Here is an 18,704-nt window from a genome sequence, read left to right as displayed (position 1 = left end):
CCAGAGATGTCCCCCTCCCCCCGCACCGCACTTCTGGCCGTCCTCGCGGCGGCCGCCACCCTCACCGCCCCCTGCCTCACCGCCCACGCCGCCGGCACCGACCCCTGGGTCCGAGCCTGGGGCGAGAACGCCCAGGGGCAGCTGGGCAACGGCAGCGTCATCCCCCAGCAGACCCCCGCCGCCGTCACCGGCGTCACCCGCGACGACGTCCGCGAGCTCTCCGGAGGCGGCGGCGGCGCCGCAGCGGCAGCCAACGGCTTCGCCGTCGCCCTCCTCAAGGACGGCACCGTGAAGAGCTGGGGCAACAACGCCACCGGCCAGCTCGGCAACGGCACCCTCGTCGCCCAGTCCTTCCCCGCGACCGTCGCCGGACTCTCCGGCGTGAGCGAGGTCTCCGCGGGCCTCAACCACGCCCTCGCCGTGAAGGGCGGCCGGGTCCTCGCCTGGGGCAGCAACGCCTCCAAGCAGCTCGGCACCGGCCAGGACACCACCAACCCGTACAAGGTCCCGATCGCCGTGCAGAGCCTGGACAAGGTCAAGGACGTCGGCGCGGGCTGCGACTTCAGCGTGGCGCTCCGGCAGGACGGCACGGTCTGGACCTGGGGCAAGGGCGACAACGGGCGCCTGGGCACCGGCAACAACACGACCCGTGAGACCCCGCAGAAGGTCCCCGACCTCGTCGACGTCGAGTCGGTCGCCGTGGGCTGCGACCACGTCCTCGCCCTCACCGCCGACGGCGTCGTCAAGGCCTGGGGCAAGGGCGCCGAGGGCCAGCTCGGCAACGACTCCACCACCGACAGCAACAAGCCGGTGGACGTCGCCTACCTCGACGCCGTGGCCAGGATCTTCGCCACCTCCGCCTCCGGCTTCGCCGTCCTCGACGACGGAAGCCTGGCCGGCTGGGGCAAGAACACCGACCGGCAGCTCGGCGACGGCACGAACGCCAACCGCACCACACCGGTCGTCCTGGACTCGCTCCAGGGCGTCCAGAGCATCGCGGGCGGCGCCGACTTCACCGTGGCCGCGCTGGACGACGGCTCCGTGATCGGCTGGGGCGCCAACGCGGCGGCCCAGCTCGGCGACGGCACGACCACCAACCCGCCCGGCACCACGGTGGCGCTGCCGCCCGGCAGTGGCATCACTCACGTCGCCACGACCATGACGGGGAAGTCCGCCTTCGCCTACTGACCGGCACGGCCGCGCGGACCTCTCGCCAGGTCCGCGCGGGGGCGCCGTGCGGGCCGCGCCGGGGCGCCGTGCGGGCCGCGCCGGGGCGCCGTGCGGGCCGCGCCGGGGCGCCGTGCGGGCCGCGTCGGGGCGCCGTGCGGGCCGCGTCGGGGCGCCGTGCGGGGGCCGCGTCGGGGCGCCGTGCGGGCCGCGCCGAAGAATTGCGGCTCCGACCCGGACCTCCGTCCCCTCACCCGATCGAACCTGGCCAGACACGCCCGCGGCCTGGCAGGATCGCGTGCATGTTCGCCTCCCTCTCCCGTGCCGCCCGCCGCCGTGTCCTGGCCGGCGCGGCCGCGCTGCTCGCGGTGTGCGGGGTGCTGGCGTGGTGGCTGATGCCTTTCGGTTCCCCCGCTCCCACGGGCTCCGTCACCTTCAGCACGGGAGTCTCCACCGGCGTCTACCAGCGGTACGGGGACCTCCTCAGGCAGGACCTCGCACAGGACCTGCCCGAGGTGTCGATAACGCTGAAGGAGAGCGAGGGCTCCCAGCAGAACGTGCAGCGGGTGGCCACCGGCGAGGCCGACTTCACCGTCGCGACGGCGGACGCGGTCGCCCAGTACCAGCGGGAGCGCAGGCCCGGCTGGGAGCGGCTGCGCGGCTGCGCCCGGCTCTACGACGACTACGTGCAGATCCTGGTCCGCAAGGGCTCGGCGCTGCAGAAGGTGCAGGACCTGCGCGGCCTCCGGGTCGGCGTCGGCCAGGACAGGTCGGGCGTACGGCTGATCGCCGACCGGGTCCTCGCGGCGGCGGGCCTCACCCCGGACCGGGACATCGTGCCGGTCCCGGCGGGCATCGACACCATGCCCGGCCTCCTTGAGCGGGGCGAGCTCGACGCCTTCTTCTGGTCGGGCGGCCTGCCCACCCTGGCGGTGCAGACGCTGTCCGAGCGCTTCCAGGTCCGGCTGCTGCCGCTGGACAAGGCCCTGGTCGAGCGGCTCCACGACGTCGGCGGCTCGACCCGCCACTACCGGTCCGCGGTGATCCCGGCCGACGCGTACTCCAAGGCGCAGGACGGCCGTCCCATAGAGACCCTCGCGGTGGCGAACCTGCTGGTCACGACCGAGGAGGCCGACGACGACCTGGTCGAGGGCTTCACGCGGACGGTGATCGGGAGCCGCGACCGGATCGGCCGCCAGGTCCACCCGGCCCAGCTGGTGGACCTGCGGACCGCCGTCTACACGGAGCCCCTGACGCTCCACGACGGGGCCCGCCGCTACTACCGCTCGGTGAAGCCCTGAGCCTCTCGTAGGCCCGGCCCCCGGCACAGCGCCCGAGACCGTCCCACCGCAGCACCCGACGCCGGCGCACGGTCCTGCCGCCCTGCCGGTCCTCCGGCGTCTACCGATCCCCCGGCTTCCACCGCTCCCCCGGCTGCGCCACCGGAGCGTTACGGGGCACGGTGACCGTCACCCGCAGCCCGTGGGGCTCGTTCGGCGAGAAGGCGATGCCGCCGCCGCCCGCCGTGAGAAGGACGCGGGTGATCGAGAGTCCGAGGCCCGATCCCTTGATGTTCTGGTGCCGCCCCGCACGCCAGAAGCGGTCGCCGACCCGGCCCAGTTCCTCGTCCGTGAGACCGGGCCCGTGGTCGGCCACGACGACGGCGACGCTGTCCCCGCCGGGCAGGGCCTTGGCCGTGACGGTGACCTCTTCCCCGGCCGGGGTGAACTTCAACGCGTTGTCGATCACCGCGTCCAGTGCGCTGGAGAGCGCCACCGGGTCCGCCCAGGCCGTGACGGCCCCGCACTCCCCGGTGAGCACGACGCCCTTGTCGTCGGCGACCGGCCGCCAGGAAGCGACCCGCTCGGCGGTGAGCGCTCCCACGTCGGTGAGCCGCAGCTCAGCCGCCGCGTGCTCGGCGAGCGCCAGGTCGAGGAGGTCGTCGAGGACCTGCGAGAGGCGCTTGCCCTCGGTCCGTACGGAGGCGATCTCCTCGTTCCCCTCAGGGAGCTCCATGGCGAGCAGCTCGATCCGCAGGAGCAGCGCCGCCAGCGGGTTGCGCAGCTGGTGGGAGGCGTCGGCGACGAATGCCCGCTGCTGTTCGAGCGCCTCCTCGACGTTGTCGGCCATCTCATTGAACGAGAGCGCGAGGCGCCGGAGTTCGGGCGGTCCGCCGGTCGCGGCGACCCGGGAGTTCATCCGGCCGGTGGCGATGTCGTGGGTGACGGAGTCGAGGACGCGGACGGGCCGCAGGACCCAGCCGGTGAGCCGGAAGGCGGCGCCGACGGCGACCAGCATGGCCAGGGACTCGCCAGCGAAGATCAGCAACCAGCCGCGCAGGATGCGCATACGGAGCTGCCCGGTCGGCGAGTCGGTCACGACGACCGCGACGACGTCGCCGTCGCGGACGACCGGTGAGGCGATGATCAGCCGGGCGTCGGCCTGCCAGGGCCACACCTGGGGCGGGTCGTGGCTGCGGCGGCCGAGCAGCGACTCGTTGAAGGCGCGGCGGCCCTCCCCTTCGTAGGGGACCACCCAGTCCTCGGGGGCGGCGGCCATGGACTGGTTGTCGCGGTAGAAGATCCCGGCACGGATGTCGTACACGTCGTGGTAGCTGGCGAGTTCACCGCCGAGCGTGGTGCTGCGCTCGTCGGTGCCGGGGCTGGTCGGGCTGACGAACTGGGCGAGCGCGGCGAACCGCGCCGCGTCGTCGAGCCGGTCGACGACGACGCGCTGCTGCTCGGAGGCGGCGAGGCTGGCGGCGAGCGGGAAGCCGAGGGCGAGCAGGACGCCGGCCATCAGCACGATGAGCAGCGGAAGGAGGCGGGTGCGCACGAAGGGGCCGTCCGGCGGTTACGCGGCAGGGGCGACCAGGCGGTAGCCGACGCCCCGCACGGTCTCGATCAGGGCGGGCATCCGGAGCTTGGAGCGCAGCGAGGCGACGTGCACCTCCAGGGTGCGACCGGTCCCCTCCCAACTGGTGCGCCAGACCTCGCTGATGATCTGTTCCCGGCGGAAGACGACTCCGGGGCGCTGCGCGAGGAGGGCGAGCAGGTCGAACTCCTTGCGGGTGAGGGGCACGCTCTCACCCTCGACGCTGACCCGGCGGGTGGGCAGCTCGATGGTGACGGAGCCGAGCCTCAGCTGGGTTCCGTCGGCGGCCGCCCCGGCGCCCGCCGTCTCCTCCGCGCCCGCGTTGCGCCGGCTGACCGCGTGGATCCGGGCGAGGAGCTCGCCGGGGTCGTAGGGCTTGACGACGTAGTCGTCGGCGCCGAGGTTGAGCCCATGGATCCGGGAGCGCACGTCGCCGCGCGCGGTCACCATGATCACCGGGGTGGCGGTGAGCTTCCGGATGCGGCCGCAGACCTGATAGCCGTCCTGGTCGGGCAGACCGAGGTCGAGCAGGATCACCCCGTACGAGGGGCGCTCGCCCTGAGCCGTGGGCAGTACGGCCTGCAGCGCCTCCTCGCCGTTGCGGGCGTGGGTCACCGTGAAGCCGTGCTTGGCGAGGATCGCGGAGAGGGCGGCGGCGACATGATCGTCGTCCTCGACGAGCAGCAGTCGCATACGTACCTCCTCCGTGGTCGCGGTCCTGATAGCGGCTCTCTGTGTACCAGGTGGTACCAAGGCATGAACACCGATGAGCGGTGTCACAGTCAAGTGTCCCCCTGTGACGGCGGCGTTTCCGTTATGCAGCCGGTACGGCCCGGGGTGTCCCGTTCACACACTGTGTCCGGTTGCGGCCGGATCGTTATCCTCAATTTCCGCTCAGATGTGATGACGGTCATCACATCGGGTCTCTAGTGTCCTCCCCAACCGAGGAGGACGGAGCTAGAGCCCGATGAGCGGAGAGTCAGTGTCCAAGCCCCTGCCCCAGGGTCCCGAGGACACCCCGCACGCCACGGACGACCTGGTCGTACTGTCCGGCGTGAACAAGCACTTCGGCGCACTGCATGTCCTCCAGGACATCGATCTGACGATCAGCCGCGGCGAAGTCGTGGTCGTCATCGGACCTTCCGGGTCCGGCAAGTCGACGCTGTGCCGCACGATCAACCGGCTGGAGAGCGTCGACTCCGGCACCATCACCATCGACGGCAAGCCGCTGCCGGCGGAGGGCAAGGAGCTCGCGCGCCTGCGTTCCGACGTCGGCATGGTCTTCCAGTCGTTCAACCTCTTCGCGCACAAGACGGTGCTCGAGAACGTGATGCTGGGCCAGATCAAGGTCCGGAAGACGGAGAAGAAGGCCGCCGAGGAGAAGGCCCGCGCCCTGCTCGACAGGGTCGGGGTCGGTACCCAGGCGGACAAGTACCCGGCGCAGCTGTCCGGCGGTCAGCAGCAGCGCGTGGCGATCGCCCGCGCGCTCGCGATGGGCCCGAAGGTCATGCTGTTCGACGAGCCGACCTCCGCGCTGGACCCCGAGATGATCAACGAGGTCCTCGAGGTCATGCAGCAACTGGCGCGGGACGGGATGACGATGGTCGTCGTGACCCACGAGATGGGCTTCGCGCGCTCCGCCGCCAACCGGGTCGTCTTCATGGCGGACGGTCGCATCGTCGAGCAGGCGACACCCGAGGAGTTCTTCAGCAACCCGCGCAGTGACCGGGCCAAGGACTTCCTCTCCAAGATCCTTCACCACTGAGCGAGTTCGGGCCTATTCTTCCCCACTCACTTCTAGACCAAGGGACATTCCCCGATGAAGCTTCGTCGCACCCCTGCCGCCGCCGCGGCCGCCGTTGTCCTCGCCCTGACCGCCACCGCCTGTGGCAGCGGCTCCGACTCGGGCAGCAACGGTGACAAGATCACCGTCGGCATCAAGTTCGACCAGCCCGGCCTGGGCCTGAAGACCCCGGACGGCACGTACGCCGGCTTCGACGTCGACGTCGCCAAGTACGTCGCCAAGGAGCTCGGCTTCTCCGAGGACAAGATCACCTGGAAGCAGGCGCCCAGCGCCGAGCGCGAGAACCTGATCAAGAACGGTGACGTGAAGTTCGTCGTCGCCAGCTACTCGATCAACGAGAAGCGCCTCAAGGAGGTCGACTTCGCCGGCCCGTACTTCGTGACCCACCAGGACCTGCTGGTGCGCGCCGACGACTCCTCGATCACCAAGGTCGACGACCTCAACTCCAAGAAGCTCTGCTCGGTCACCGGCTCGACCTCCGCGCAGAACGTCAAGGAGAAGCTGGCCCCCAAGGCCGACCTCCAGCAGCTCGGCGGCTACTCCGAGTGCCTCACCGGCCTGGAGAACAAGGCCGTCGACGCCCTGACCACGGATGCCTCCATCCTCGCGGGCTACGCCTCGCAGAAGGAGCACCAGGGCAAGTTCAAGCTCGCCGGTCTCTCCATGAGCGACGAGAACTACGGCATCGGCATCAAGAAGGGCGACTCGGAACTCAAGGGCAAGATCAACAAGGCCCTGGAGAAGATGGTCTCCGACGGCACCTGGGACAAGCTCGTCAAGCAGCACTTCGGTCCCTCGGGCTACAAGAACGACCCCGCGCCGAAGATCGCCGGCTGATCCACCCCGCCCGGTCCGTGACGGCCGCCCCGCTCGGGGCGGCCGTCACGGACCCGCACCGGCCGCTGCCCCCGCACCGGCCTTCACACCGACCGACCACCAGGGGAGAGCGCGGGCATCGTGTTCGACTTTCTTGATTCCGGGCAGTACGACCTGCTCGGCGCCTTCTGGGTGACGGCGCAGCTCGCCCTCTACTCGGCGATCGGCTCGCTGATCTGGGGCACCGCCCTGGTCGCGATGCGGGTCAGCCCGGTGCCCGTCATGCGGGCCTTCGGCACCTCGTACGTCAACATCGTCCGCAACACGCCGCTGACCGTGGTCATCGTGGCCTGCTCCTTCGGTCTCAACCAGACCCTCGGCGTCAAGCTCGGCGGCGGCAGCTTCGAGGAGATCGGCTTCCGGCTCGCGATCCTCGGACTCACCGCGTACACCGGCACCTTCGTCTGCGAGGCGCTGCGTTCGGGCATCAACACCGTCCCGCCGGGCCAGGCCGAGGCCGCCCGCGCGCTGGGGCTGAGCTTCACCCAGGTCCTCACCCTGGTGGTGCTCCCGCAGGCCTTCCGCGCGGTGGTGGCTCCCCTCGCCAACGTCCTGATCGCCCTCACCAAGAACACCACGGTGGCCGCGGCGATCAGTGCCGCCGAGGCGGCCTTCCTCATGAAGGCGATGATCGAGAACGAGACCGACGCGCTCTTCGCGGTCTTCGCCGTCTTCGCCTTCGGCTTCATCGTCCTCACCCTCCCCACCGGCCTCATCCTCGGCTGGGTGGCCAAGCGACTGGCGGTGAAGCGATGAGTTCCGTCCTGTACGACACTCCCGGCCCGCGCGCCAAGCGGCGGAACGTCCTCTACACGATCGGCTTCCTGGCCCTTCTCGCCCTGGTCGCATGGTGGGTCCTGGGCGCACTGGCCGACAAGCACCAGCTGGACGCCGACAAGTGGAAGCCGTTCGTCACGGACTCCCAGGTCTGGACGACGTACCTGCTCCCCGGCCTGACCGAGACGCTCAAGGCCGCCGGACTCTCCATCCTGATCGCGCTGCCGCTCGGCGCACTCCTGGGCATCGGCCGGCTCTCCGACCACCGGTGGGTGCGGATCCCCGTCGGCACGGTCGTGGAGTTCTTCCGCGCCATCCCGGTCCTGCTCCTGATGATGTTCGCGAGCGCGATCTACCGCGAGTTCACCACCGTCAGCTCCGACTTCCGCCCGCTGTACGCGGTCGTCACCGCCCTGGTGCTCTACAACGCCTCGGTGATCGCCGAGGTCGTCCGCGCAGGCGTCCTCTCGCTGCCCCGCGGCCAGGGGGACGCGGCCGAGGCGCTCGGCATGCGCAAGGGCCAGACCATGATGTACGTCCTGCTGCCGCAGGCCGTCACCGTCATGCTCCCCGCCCTCGTCAGCCAGCTCGTCGTCATCGTCAAGGACACCGCCATCGGCGGCGCGCTGCTCGGGTTCACTGAGCTGCTCAGCCAGAACCGGCAGATCACGGCCAACTACGGTGCCAACACGATCGCCACCTTCACGGTCATCGCGCTGATCTACATCGTCATCAACGCGATCCTCACCAGCCTCGCCGGTCGCCTGGAGCAGCGTCTGCGACGGGGCAAGAAGTCCGCCGCGGTGGCCATCCCGGCCCAGGCCGGAGCCACCGACACCAAGGCGGTCGTGAAGAGCGACGCCGTGAGCGGCGGCTGACCCCGAAGGGGTCCATGGGACAACAGGGGTGGGCCGGAGCGGTACTGACTTGAGGTCAGCCGCACCGCGCCCACCCCGTCGCTTGACGCAAGCACCCTCAGTGGGTTGCATACGGTCTGTGATCAAGCACCGGGCTCGTGCCACACTCAGATGTGCTGCCCCCATGACCGTCCGGCCTTCAGGAGCCGCGCCGTGGACCCGGTGATCATCGTGGGCGCTGGGCCGGTCGGCCTCGCGCTCTCCCTCGCGCTCGCCGCGCAGGGCGTGCCCAGCGTCGTGCTCGACGAGGGCTCCGGCAAGGACGACCCACGCCCCGCCCGCAGCGTCGTGCTCCGTGCCGACATGGCCGCGATGGTCGAGCGACTCGGCTGCACCACCCTCCGTGACGAGGGCGTCCGCTGGGTCGGCTGGCGCGGTATGCGCCGCCGCCAGGTGGTCCGCCGTCTGACCCTCGACCTGGGCCTCGGCGGTACCGAGGAGTGGTCCGAGGACCCCGCCGCGCCCTCGGCCCCCGCCGCGCCGCTGCACATCCCGCAGCACGCCCTCGCACGCGGACTGCGCGACGCCATCGCCCACCAGAAGCTGATCCGGCTCGTCCCCGAGGCCCGGCTCGACACCATCGAGCAGGACCGCGACGGCGTCGTCGCCCACACCCGGGGCCCGGCGGGCACCTGGTGGCGCGGCAGCCACCTCGTCGGCTGCGACGGCGCGCGCTCGACCGTCCGCAAACTGCTCGGCATCCGCTTCCCGGGCCGTACGGCCGTGGAGCGGCACGCGGTGGCCGCGCTCCGCACCGAACTCCCCTGGCCCGGCGAGGCCCTGTTGCACCGTCAGCCGTCGTGGCGCGGCGCCGCCGACGAGATCACCGCCCGCCCGCTGCCCGACGGGGTGTGGCGGATCGACTGGCTGCTGCCGCCCCGCGGCGACCTCGTCACCCCCGACGCGCTGATCGCCCGGATCCGCGAGACCCTGGCCGGCTGGTGCGACGGGGTGACACCCCCGTACGAACTCATCGACACCGGCGTCCACACCCTCCACCACCGGCTCGCCCGCCGCTGGCGGGTCGACCGCGTCCTCCTCGCCGGGGACGCGGCGCACCTGCTCGGCGCGGTCGGCACCCAGGGCCTCGACGAGGGGCTGAGGGACGTCGACAACCTCGCCTGGAAGCTCGCCCACACCTGGCACCACGGGGCCTCCGAGCGGCTGCTCGACAGCTACCAGAGCGAGCGGCGCGCGGCCGTCGCCCACCGGCTGCGCGGCGCCGACCAGTCCCTGCCGGTCCTGCGGGGCGGTGGCGGACTGCGGACGTACCTTCCGGGGACCGCGCGAGGCCACGACGCCCTCCTCACCGACGGTCATGTGGGGCGCGGCCCGCTCGGCGCGCCCCCGGCGTACCCCCACTCCCCCCTCGCGCCTCCGTACACCGAGGGCCGGACGCCGGTCGGCACCCCGGAGGGCGCCCCGGTCGAGGACGTCCGCGTGACCGCCCCCGACGGCACGACCGTACGGCTCCGGGACCGCCTGGGTCAGGGCCTCCTGGTCCTCCTGGTCGCCCCCGGCACCGGCGTGTGGGACCCGCGGCACTGGCGCGGCGCCGGTGTGATGCCCCGGCTCGAAGAGGCGGTAGCCGCCCTCCCGGCGAAGGCCGAGGTCCTGGTGACGGAGGCCTACCCGGGCGCCCCCGCCCACGCCGTCCTGCTGGTACGGCCCGACGGGCACCTCGTCGCGGCCTTCGCCGGGGTGCATCCGGAGGAGCTGTACGCGGCGGCGGACGCGGCCCGCGGCGGCTCGCCGACCGACGAGCCGGAGGACGGCCCGGAGACCGGGACGGAACCCACGGCGAAGGCCGGGGCGAAGACGGGAGCGAAGGTCGGGACCAAGGCCTGAGCGCAGGCCTGAGGCGCCGACGGGGGCCGCCGCAGGCCTCCGTGGGGCCCGCCGCAGACCTCGATGGGTGCCGCCGCGGGCCAAGGCGGGTACCGCCGCGGGTGACCGTGGGCACCGCCGCGGTGTCCACGGGGAGTGACCGCACAGCGGACACGCATTGATTCCCCTCGGCGCGCATGGTGTACTCCGGAGCGTGACCGACACCGATGTGCGCCTGTGGCGGAGGGTCCATATGGACCTCGTCCGCTATGCGGGCTGCGTGTGTCGCCCGTCCCGCTGATCTCGCCTCTTCCCCGCGCGCGCCCCGCCACCGCCGTACGTCCAGGTACGCCCGTGTGCCGTGCTGCCGCCGCGCGCTCTCAGCGAACCCAGGACGGTCACCCGTGTCTCAACCCGCCCCCGCACACCTCCTGCTGAACGTCTCGGCCGATGCTTCGGCCGTGGCCTCGGCCGAGGGCTCCACCGACTCCCCCGGCGCTCCCGCCACCCCGCCTCCCGGCGCCCCGACCGCGGCCGATCTGCTCGACTTCGTCCGGCGCACGGCGGCGGACCGGGAACTGGTCGACTCCCTGCCCCTCGACCCCGAGGGCCGCACCTGGGTACGGCTCGAAGGCCCCGGCGGCAGTGAGGCCTGGCTCATCGGCTGGCCGCCCGGCGCGGGTACGGGCTGGCACGACCACGCCGAGTCGCTGGGCGCCTTCGCCACCGCGCGCGGCACCCTCACCGAGAACGCGCTGGCGGTCCGGCTACCGGCGGGCGGCTGGAAGACCCTGGAACTGGCCGACGGCCTCGACCGCTCCCGCCGGCTCGGGGACGGCGTCGGCCGCGCTTTCGGCCGTCACCATGTGCACGAGGTGCTCAACGAGTCCCCCGACACCCACGCGGTGTCGGTGCACGCCTACTATCCGCCGCTCCCGCTGATCCGGCGCTTCAGCCGGACGGGCGCGGTGCTCCGCCTCGAGCAGGTCGAACGCCCGGAGGACTGGCAGTGAGCGACAACGACGACGGCCGCGTCGGTATCGACGAGCTCCTGGAGCAGGTCAGGTCCGGCCTCGACCGGATCGAGCCGCGAACCGCCTACGAGGCGTACGAGACGGGTGAGGCGCTCCTGGTGGACACGCGCTACGCGGCCCTGCGCGAACGGGACGGCCTGATCCCGGGCGCGCTGGTGGTGGAGCGCAACGAACTGGAATGGCGCCTGGACCCACAGGGCAGCCACCGCGCCCCGGAGGCGACCGGCCACGACCTGCTGGTCGTGGTCCTCTGCAACGAGGGCTACGCCTCCTCCCTTGCGGCCGAGTCCCTGCGCCGTCTGGGCCTGCACCGCGCGACCGACCTGATCGGCGGCTTCCAGGCCTGGAAGGCGGCGGGCCTCCCGGTCCTGCTGCCGACGACACCGAGCTGAACCCTGAGCAGGAACGCGACGACGCGAGCGAACGAGCCATCCCGAAGGAGACGCTAGGGCCCGGGCAGGGCACGACGGCCCGGACGGAACTCGAAAGCCCGGCCCGGACCGGACGGGACGCGACGCGTCCTTCTGATCTCCCCCGGGGATCAGAAGGGCTCGTCGAGCCCGTCCGTGTCCTCGCCCTCGGCCTCCAGCGCCTGGCGGACGACGCGGAGGGCCATGCCCTCGGGATAGCCCTTGCGGGCGAGCATCCCGGCGAGCCGTCTCAGGCGCCGGTCACGGTCGAGACCGCGGGTGGCGCGCAGCTTGCGGGCGACGAGCTCCCGCGCGGTGGCCTCCTCCTGGTCGGAGTCGAGCTGCTCCACCGCCTCCTGGATGAGCGTCGGCTCGATGCCCTTGGTCCGCAGCTCGCGGGCCAGAGCCCGGCGGGCGAGGCCCCGGCCGTGGTGGCGGGACTCCACCCAGGCCCCCGCGAAGGCGGCGTCGTCGATGAGCCCGACGTCCTCGAAGCGGGAGAGGACCTCCTCGGCCACCTCGTCGGGGATCTCCCGCTTGCGCAACGCGTCGGCGAGCTGCTTGCGCGTGCGGGGGTTCCCGGTGAGCAGGCGCAGGCAGATCGCCCGCGCCCGCTCAGCCGGGTCCTGGGGTGACAGCTCCTTCTCGGCCCTCGACGAATCGGGGCTGTCACCCGGCCATTCGGTGCGACCGGTCACTGGTTCAGCTCTTGACCGCGGTGGCCTTGGTCGCCTTCGCGGTCTTGCTCGCGGGTGCCGGGACGCTCTTGGCGGCGTCGTCCGCGCCGGCGGTGTCCGCGGCGGGAGCCGCGTCCGTCGCCGTCTCGTCCTTGGCGGCCTCGGGCCGGACGCCGACGCCCAGCTTCTCCTTGATCTTCTTCTCGATCTCGTCGGCGAGATCGGGGTTGTCCTTCAGGAAGTTACGGGCGTTCTCCTTGCCCTGGCCGAGCTGGTCGCCTTCGTACGTGTACCAGGCACCGGCCTTGCGCACGAAGCCGTGCTCCACGCCCATGTCGATCAGACCGCCCTCGCGGCTGATGCCCTGGCCGTAGAGGATGTCGAACTCGGCCTGCTTGAAGGGAGGCGCGACCTTGTTCTTGACGACCTTGACGCGGGTGCGGTTGCCGACCGCGTCCGTGCCGTCCTTGAGGGTCTCGATACGGCGGATGTCGAGGCGCACCGAGGCGTAGAACTTCAGGGCGCGGCCACCGGTCGTGGTCTCCGGCGAGCCGAACATCACGCCGATCTTCTCGCGGAGCTGGTTGATGAAGATCGCGGTGGTCTTGGACTGGTTGAGCGCGCCGGTGATCTTCCGGAGCGCCTGGCTCATCAGACGGGCCTGGAGACCCACGTGCGAGTCACCCATCTCGCCCTCGATCTCCGCGCGCGGGACGAGCGCGGCGACGGAGTCGATGACGATCAGGTCGAGGGCGCCGGAGCGGACCAGCATGTCGACGATCTCGAGGGCCTGCTCGCCGCTGTCCGGCTGCGACAGGATGAGGTTGTCGATGTCGACGCCGAGCTTCTTGGCGTACTCGGGGTCGAGGGCGTGCTCGGCGTCCACGAAGGCCACCTGGCCGCCGGCCTTCTGGGCGTTGGCCACCGCGTGCAGGGTCAGGGTCGTCTTGCCGGAGGACTCCGGGCCGTAGACCTCGACGACACGGCCGCGCGGCAGGCCGCCGACACCGAGGGCGATGTCGAGGGCGGTCGATCCGGTCGGGATCACCTCGATCGGCTCCTGGGTGCGGTCGCCCATGCGCATCACGGCGCCCTTGCCGAATTGGCGTTCAATCTGTGCGAGCGCGGCGTCGAGCGCCTTCTCGCGGTCGGTTCCTGCCATGGGTTCCACCCGGTTTGCTTGAGTCGATCGCTTCATGTGAAAGACGCTAACCCCTGCCACTGACAATGGGCCCCGACGTCCCCTCCAGCCTGTGGACAACTCGGCGACAAGCCCGAGATTCCAAGGGCCGGGCTTCCATGAGAATGGATGTTCGATTTCAGTGTCAAGCACACTCCGGAGTGACACGCCGACGCGTCGCGGCGGGGCGGCGGGCCGGATCGACGCGATCGGCGCCCTCCCCCGGCCGCCCTCGCGCCCTGCCCCCGACGGCCCTCGCCTGCCGCTTTCCTCCGGCAGGCGGATCTCCCCCGACCGCCGACGGAACTCCCCTCCCCGCGACGGAGCTTCGGACCTGCGGGCAGGGCGATACTGATCGTGGCAGTCGCCTCGCACCCGATCGGTCCTGGACAGGGCCGCCGCGTGGGGGCGGGAACGCATCTTTGTCGATGTCTCCGAGGGGAGCCTTCATGACCACGGCGAAAGACCTGTTCATCATCGCCATGGACCCGAAGCCGGACCGTTCCGTGGGCCAGGGGGACCTGTCACTGGCCCTCGCGGGAGCCGAGCTGATCGACCTCCTCGGCACCGGGGCCGTCACCGTGGCGGACGACCGCGTCGTTCCGGGCGAGCCGTCGGTGCCCGACGACCGGCTCCTCGGCGAGGCCGCCGCGGAGCTCTCCCGCCAGGAGCCGTACGAGCTCGTCGAGGACTGGCTGTGGCGCCGGGGCCGTGACCTCTCGGCCACCTACCGGACCGCGCTGGAGAACGCCGGCGAGCTGACGCGGAAGCGGAGCGGCGTACTGCCCTTCTCGCCGGAACGCGTGGAACCGGCCGACACACCCGCGTGCCGCCGGGCCGCCGACCGCTGGGAGGAGAACGAACCCGTCCTGGCCGCCCTCGCCTCAGCCGTGGGCATCGACGGCGGACGGGCCGCCGACGAGTCCGGCCTCGGCGACGAGGCGGTCACGACCGTGGTCGCCGTCGTCCACGACGCGGTGATGGAACTCGAAGCCGTACGCCAGCGGCGGACGATCGAGAACACCGCCTTCGCCAACATCTGGCGCGGACCGTGAGCCCGGCCTCCGCCCCGCCCCCTGCTCGCGGAGGGAGGCCGACCGGCAGTCCGGCCGCTCCGGAGATCGCGGCACGGAGGCTCTCTATCTCCAATCCGCGTTGTTCCTAGAATGGCCGGATGGAGGACACGCAGGACATCGAAGCGATCGCCATGCTGCAGGATCCGGTTCGGCGCCGCCTGTACGAGTACGTGGTGGCACAGGGCCGCGAGGTCGGCCGCAACGAGGCGGCGGAGGCCACCGGAGTGGCACGCACCCTCGCCGCGCACCACCTGGACAAGCTGACCGGCGCCGGGCTCCTGGAGAGCGGCAGCCGCCGCCTGACGGGCCGCTCCGGGCCGGGAGCCGGCCGCCCCGCCAAGGTCTACACGCGGGCGCGTGGCGAGCGGTCGGTGTCCCTGCCCGCGCGCGACTACCGCACCGCCGCCGAGCTGCTCGCCGAGGCGGCGGAGCAGGCAGGGCTCGACGCGGGGCTCTGCGCGGCCGCGCGCCGTCGGGGCGAGGAGCTGCGCGGCACGGCGGCGCCCTGCGGCGATCTGACGGAGGCCATGAAGACGCTGGCGGCGCGCGGCTACGAGCCGCGCCTGGAAGCCACCGGGGACACCGACCCCGGGGACTCCGAGGGCGCCCACGAGGACGCCGGGGCCTCGGCCGGCACCGTTCTCCGCATGCGCAACTGCCCCTTCCACGCCGTCGCCGAACGCTTCCCGCCCCTCGTCTGCGGCATGAACCTCGCGCTCCTGGAGGGCCTCCTGGGCGCGGACGGCGCCGTACGCGCACGCATGGACGCCCGGCCGGGCGAGTGCTGCGTGGTGATCGAGAATTCTAAAAACAACGATCATTGACATAGAAAACGACGTCGTGCTGGGATGAGGCCATGACCGCGTCCCCGCATGCCGCCGCCCACCTCGCCCAACTCAACGTCGCCACGCTCCTCCACCCCCTCGACGATCCGCGCCTGGCGTCCTTCGTCGAGCTCCTCGATCCGGTCAACGCCGCCGCCGACGGCACACCCGGCTTCGTGTGGCGCCTGGTGGAGGAGGGCGAGGCCGACGCCACGGCCCTGCGCCCCGCGGGCGAGGACGTCATCGTCAACATGTCGGTCTGGGAGACCCAGGAGGCCCTGTGGGACTTCGCGTACCGCAGCGGGCACCTGGAGGTGATGCGGCGGCGCCGCGAATGGTTCGCCCGGCACGTCGAGTCGCACCTGGTGCTGTGGTGGGTCCCCGCCGGGCACGCCCCGAGCGTCGACGAGGCCCTGGAGCGGCTGGCGGACCTGCGCGCGAACGGCCCGTCCCCGCGCGCGTTCACCTTCGCCTCCTCCTACAGCGCCACCGAGGCCGCACAGCACCTCGCGGCGGCACCCGCCGAGGACACGCACGCCGGCTGAGGCACCTGCCCGCCGGATCCGACGACGGCCGTCGCGGTGCGAGGCCACCCCCTACGACGGCCACCCGCACGACGGACGGTCCGGCGGGCAGCCGCTCCCCGACGTCACGTCCCTGCTCGACTCGCCGACCGCCCGCTCCCGCCGCGCCCGCGCCCCCCGCACCACCCGAGCGATCCCGTACCCCAGCACCCACGGCAGCACAGTGATCCCCAGGACGTACACGAGGACGTAACCGAGCACGTCCTCCCCGTGGCGGGGATCGTCCCATCGGTCCACGGGCAGGATGATCACGGTCGCGGAGACCGCGACCGGCACCAGCGGCAGAAGCACCGACCACAACCGCGGCATCCACCCGGGCCGCCGGGCGCACCACACCCCCATGGCCCCCATGACGAAGGGCCCGAACGGCACCCACAGCATCACGGGCACGAACAGCAGCGCCCACCACTCGTCCGAGTACCCGAACATCATCGAAGCCCCCCGAGCCCGTCGGCCGCACGCTGCCGCCCCCACGAACCGTCCCCCGCCTATCCTTCGACGCATGCCCCTCCCCCTCCGTTCCCCGGGCGGCGGGCGTCTTTCGCCGCGGGCCGCCGATGCCGTCGTGGCGGGTGCCGTCCTGCTCGTCGTCGCCGTCTGGACGCTCGTCTCCGCGCGGTACGCGAGCGAGCCCGCCGTCCGTACGGCGCTCGGCTGGGTGCTGATCCTGATCGGCTGCGGAGCCCTGTACTTCCGGCGGCGGCAGCCGGTCGCCGTCTCCGTCGTCACGCTGCTCGCCTGCGTCGTCTACTACCCGCTGTCCGCCCAGGACGGCCCGCTGATGATCGCCTTCGCGCTCGCGCTCTACACGACCGCGGCGGAGGGCCGTTTCGCGGCCGCCGTCGCGCTGGCCGCCGTCACCCTCCTCGCGGTCGGACTCGGCGAGATCCGGCAGCAGCCGGGGCACCGGCAGATCGACGACACCTCGCTCGTCATGCTGGCCGGCTGGCTGATCAGTCTCGTCGCGGTCGGACGCGCCCAGCGCACCCGGATCGCCTATCTGCACGAGGTGGAGCAGCGGGCACTGGCCGCCGAGCGGGAGCAGGAGGCCAGGGCGCGGCAGAGCGCCACCGAGGAGCGGCTGCGGATCGCCCGTGAGGTGCACGACGTGCTCGGCCACAGCATCTCGCTGATCAACGTCCAGTCGGGTGCCGCGCTCCACCGCCTCGGCAAGGGGCCCGCCCCGGAGGCCGGGCTCGCCACCGCCACCGAAGCCCTGGAGGCGGTGAAGTCGACCAGCAAGGACGCGCTGCGCGAGCTGCGGGCCACGCTCGGGGTGCTGCGCGGCGCCGACGAACCGACGCCCACGGCCCCCTCCTCCTCGGGGCTCGCGCTGCTCGGCGATCTCGCCGCACGCGCGCGTAGTGCCGGTCTCGATGTCCGTACGGAGGCCACGGGCACGCCCGTACCCCTTCCGCCGCCCGTCGACCTGGCCGCGTACCGGATCGTGCAGGAGTCGCTGACGAACGTCACCCGCCACGCGGGCGCGAAGACCGTCCGCATCACCCTCGACTGGGGCGCGGACGCGGTGCGGCTGCGGATCGCGGACGACGGTGAGGGGGCACCGGAGGGGCGTCCGCTCGGCAGCGGTGTCCGGGGCATGGCCGAGCGGGCCCGTGCGTTCGGCGGCGAGCTGACCGCCGGGAACGGAGCGGGCGGCGGTTTCCTGGTGGACGCCCGCCTGCCGTTCCCGGAACCCGGCCCGCCCGGACCGAGCACACCCGCGTCCGTCACCCGGGACCCCACCGCGCCCGGATCCGCCGCGCCCGACCCCACCCCGGCAGACCCGGCCACCCCCGGCCCCACGGCCGACCCGGCCACCCCCGAACCGACCGCCCCCGACCCCACCGCGTCCGGCAGCGACGCGACCGAGAGGGACCCCCGATGATCCGTGTCGTGCTCGCAGACGACCAGACCCTGGTCCGGGCCGGCTTCCGGTCGATCCTGTCCGACGAGGAGGACCTCCAGGTCGTCGGCGAGGCCGGGGACGGGGAGCGGGCGATCGCGCTCGCCCGCGAACTCCGCCCGGACGTGGTCCTGATGGACATCCGCATGCCGGTCCTCGACGGCCTGGAGGCCACCCGCCGCATCACCGCCGACGAGCGGCTCGAAGGGGTACGGGTGGTCATCCTGACCACCTTCGACGCGGACGACCACGTGTACGGGGCGCTCCGCGCGGGCGCTTCGGGCTTCCTGGTGAAGGACACCGAGCCGATGGAACTGCTGCACGCGGTACGGGTCGTGGCGCGCGGCGACGCTCTGATCGCCCCGGCCGTGACGCGCCGTCTGATCGCCGAGTTCGCGGGCCGGGCCGACCGGCAGCCGGACCCGAGCCCCCGGCTCAACGCCCTCACCGAGCGGGAGCGCGAGGTCCTCGGCCTGGTGGGCGCGGGGCTCTCGAACGACGAGATCGCCGGCCGCCTCGTCCTGTCCCCCGCGACCGCGAAGACCCATGTCAGCAGGATCATGACGAAGCTGGCCGTACGGGACCGGGCGCAGCTGGTGATCCTGGCGTACGAGTCGGGGATGATCACGCCGGGCTGGCTGGCCTGACCGAAGAATCGGCCGGGTGGCGGGAGCCGTTCGGCGCAACTCACGGGGTACGCGCGCGTGGGCGGGCGCAACTCCTGGGGTACGGCCACTGTCCACCGTGGGGTGACGCCACGCCTCTGGCCGT

General features: G+C 72.3%; 20 protein-coding genes. 15 read left to right on the top strand and 5 right to left on the bottom strand.

What is annotated here, in order from left to right; all coding sequences use genetic code 11:
- Positions 1–6 precede the first annotated feature (6 nt).
- Complete coding sequence (locus OG392_RS26955; RefSeq protein WP_329283721.1) at positions 7–1,188, top strand: RCC1 domain-containing protein; 1,182 nt, start codon at positions 7–9, stop codon at positions 1,186–1,188.
- Between the two features lie 281 nt (positions 1,189–1,469).
- Entirely contained in the window at positions 1,470–2,468 is a 999-nt protein-coding gene (locus tag OG392_RS26950; protein WP_329283720.1) for a TAXI family TRAP transporter solute-binding subunit, read from the top strand.
- 100 nt (positions 2,469–2,568) lie between these two features.
- Here the strand turns inward: OG392_RS26950 and OG392_RS26945 are convergent, their stop codons facing one another.
- Both OG392_RS26945 and OG392_RS26940 read right to left on the bottom strand, forming a co-directional pair.
- Positions 2,569–4,002, bottom strand: coding sequence for a sensor histidine kinase (locus OG392_RS26945; RefSeq protein ID WP_329283719.1), 1,434 nt, complete (start codon positions 4,000–4,002; stop codon positions 2,569–2,571).
- Positions 4,003–4,020: 18 nt separating this feature from the next.
- The gene (locus tag OG392_RS26940; protein ID WP_329283718.1) at positions 4,021–4,734 is read right to left on the bottom strand and encodes a response regulator transcription factor; all 714 of its coding nucleotides are present in this window, start codon (positions 4,732–4,734) and stop codon (positions 4,021–4,023) included.
- Positions 4,735–5,008: 274 nt separating this feature from the next.
- Here OG392_RS26940 and OG392_RS26935 point away from each other — a divergent pair, with 274 nt between their 5' ends.
- The 8 genes from OG392_RS26935 to OG392_RS26905 all read left to right on the top strand — a co-directional run bounded on the left by OG392_RS26935 (position 5,009) and on the right by OG392_RS26905 (position 11,668).
- The gene (locus tag OG392_RS26935) at positions 5,009–5,806 is read left to right on the top strand and encodes an amino acid ABC transporter ATP-binding protein (protein WP_443054889.1); all 798 of its coding nucleotides are present in this window, start codon (positions 5,009–5,011) and stop codon (positions 5,804–5,806) included.
- Between the two features lie 54 nt (positions 5,807–5,860).
- The gene (locus tag OG392_RS26930) at positions 5,861–6,682 is read left to right on the top strand and encodes a glutamate ABC transporter substrate-binding protein (RefSeq protein ID WP_329283717.1); all 822 of its coding nucleotides are present in this window, start codon (positions 5,861–5,863) and stop codon (positions 6,680–6,682) included.
- Positions 6,683–6,802: 120 nt separating this feature from the next.
- The gene (locus OG392_RS26925) at positions 6,803–7,477 is read left to right on the top strand and encodes an amino acid ABC transporter permease (RefSeq protein WP_329283716.1); all 675 of its coding nucleotides are present in this window, start codon (positions 6,803–6,805) and stop codon (positions 7,475–7,477) included.
- Positions 7,474–8,376, top strand: a complete 903-nt coding sequence (locus tag OG392_RS26920; RefSeq protein WP_329283714.1) for an amino acid ABC transporter permease — start codon at positions 7,474–7,476, stop codon at positions 8,374–8,376. The genes OG392_RS26925 and OG392_RS26920 overlap by 4 nt, the downstream gene beginning before the upstream one ends.
- 192 nt (positions 8,377–8,568) lie before the next feature.
- Entirely contained in the window at positions 8,569–10,263 is a 1,695-nt protein-coding gene (locus OG392_RS26915; RefSeq protein ID WP_329283713.1) for an FAD-dependent monooxygenase, read from the top strand.
- A gap of 193 nt (positions 10,264–10,456) precedes the next feature.
- Positions 10,457–10,543, top strand: a complete 87-nt coding sequence (locus OG392_RS37565; protein ID WP_341874680.1) for a putative leader peptide — start codon at positions 10,457–10,459, stop codon at positions 10,541–10,543.
- A 160-nt stretch (positions 10,544–10,703) separates the two neighbouring features.
- Entirely contained in the window at positions 10,704–11,255 is a 552-nt protein-coding gene (locus tag OG392_RS26910; protein ID WP_443055102.1) for a cysteine dioxygenase, read from the top strand.
- Positions 11,252–11,668 carry a rhodanese-like domain-containing protein gene (locus tag OG392_RS26905; RefSeq protein ID WP_329283711.1) on the top strand — a complete coding sequence of 139 codons (417 nt, stop codon included), beginning with the start codon at positions 11,252–11,254 and terminating at the stop codon, positions 11,666–11,668. The genes OG392_RS26910 and OG392_RS26905 overlap by 4 nt, the downstream gene beginning before the upstream one ends.
- Before the next feature lie 149 nt (positions 11,669–11,817).
- On the opposite strand, the gene recX is transcribed toward OG392_RS26905, so the two are convergent.
- Complete coding sequence (recX, locus tag OG392_RS26900; RefSeq protein ID WP_329283710.1) at positions 11,818–12,384, bottom strand: recombination regulator RecX; 567 nt, start codon at positions 12,382–12,384, stop codon at positions 11,818–11,820.
- Between the two features lie 4 nt (positions 12,385–12,388).
- Complete coding sequence (recA, locus tag OG392_RS26895; RefSeq protein WP_329283708.1) at positions 12,389–13,525, bottom strand: recombinase RecA; 1,137 nt, start codon at positions 13,523–13,525, stop codon at positions 12,389–12,391.
- A 467-nt stretch (positions 13,526–13,992) separates the two neighbouring features.
- Between recA and OG392_RS26890 the strand changes: the two genes are divergently transcribed.
- The 3 genes from OG392_RS26890 (at position 13,993) to OG392_RS26880 (ending at position 15,988) form a co-directional block, all read left to right on the top strand.
- On the top strand, positions 13,993–14,598 hold the full coding sequence (locus OG392_RS26890; RefSeq protein ID WP_329283706.1) for a GOLPH3/VPS74 family protein: 606 nt from the start codon (positions 13,993–13,995) through the stop codon (positions 14,596–14,598).
- Positions 14,599–14,717: 119 nt separating this feature from the next.
- Positions 14,718–15,443: a helix-turn-helix transcriptional regulator gene (locus OG392_RS26885; protein ID WP_329283705.1), complete on the top strand. Its 726-nt coding sequence runs from the start codon at positions 14,718–14,720 to the stop codon at positions 15,441–15,443.
- Between the two features lie 32 nt (positions 15,444–15,475).
- A complete protein-coding gene (locus OG392_RS26880; RefSeq protein WP_329283704.1) occupies positions 15,476–15,988 on the top strand; it encodes a DUF3291 domain-containing protein in 513 nt (170 codons plus the stop codon).
- 51 nt (positions 15,989–16,039) lie between these two features.
- Here OG392_RS26880 and OG392_RS26875 read toward each other — a convergent pair whose 3' ends face one another.
- Complete coding sequence (locus OG392_RS26875) at positions 16,040–16,459, bottom strand: hypothetical protein (protein WP_329283703.1); 420 nt, start codon at positions 16,457–16,459, stop codon at positions 16,040–16,042.
- A 70-nt stretch (positions 16,460–16,529) separates the two neighbouring features.
- On the opposite strand from OG392_RS26875, the gene OG392_RS26870 reads away from it, so the two are divergent.
- Entirely contained in the window at positions 16,530–17,915 is a 1,386-nt protein-coding gene (locus OG392_RS26870; RefSeq protein WP_329283702.1) for a sensor histidine kinase, read from the top strand.
- Positions 17,912–18,580 (top strand): response regulator transcription factor, encoded by a 669-nt coding sequence (locus OG392_RS26865; RefSeq protein ID WP_329283701.1) that lies wholly within the window; start codon positions 17,912–17,914, stop codon positions 18,578–18,580. The genes OG392_RS26870 and OG392_RS26865 overlap by 4 nt, the downstream gene beginning before the upstream one ends.
- The last annotated feature ends 124 nt before the right edge of the window (positions 18,581–18,704 follow it).

Source organism: Streptomyces sp. NBC_00691 (assembly GCF_036226665.1).
Lineage (GTDB): Bacteria > Actinomycetota > Actinomycetes > Streptomycetales > Streptomycetaceae > Streptomyces.
The sequence above is the reverse complement of the archived record's forward strand: the minus strand, read 5'-3'. Positions and strand labels throughout refer to the sequence as shown.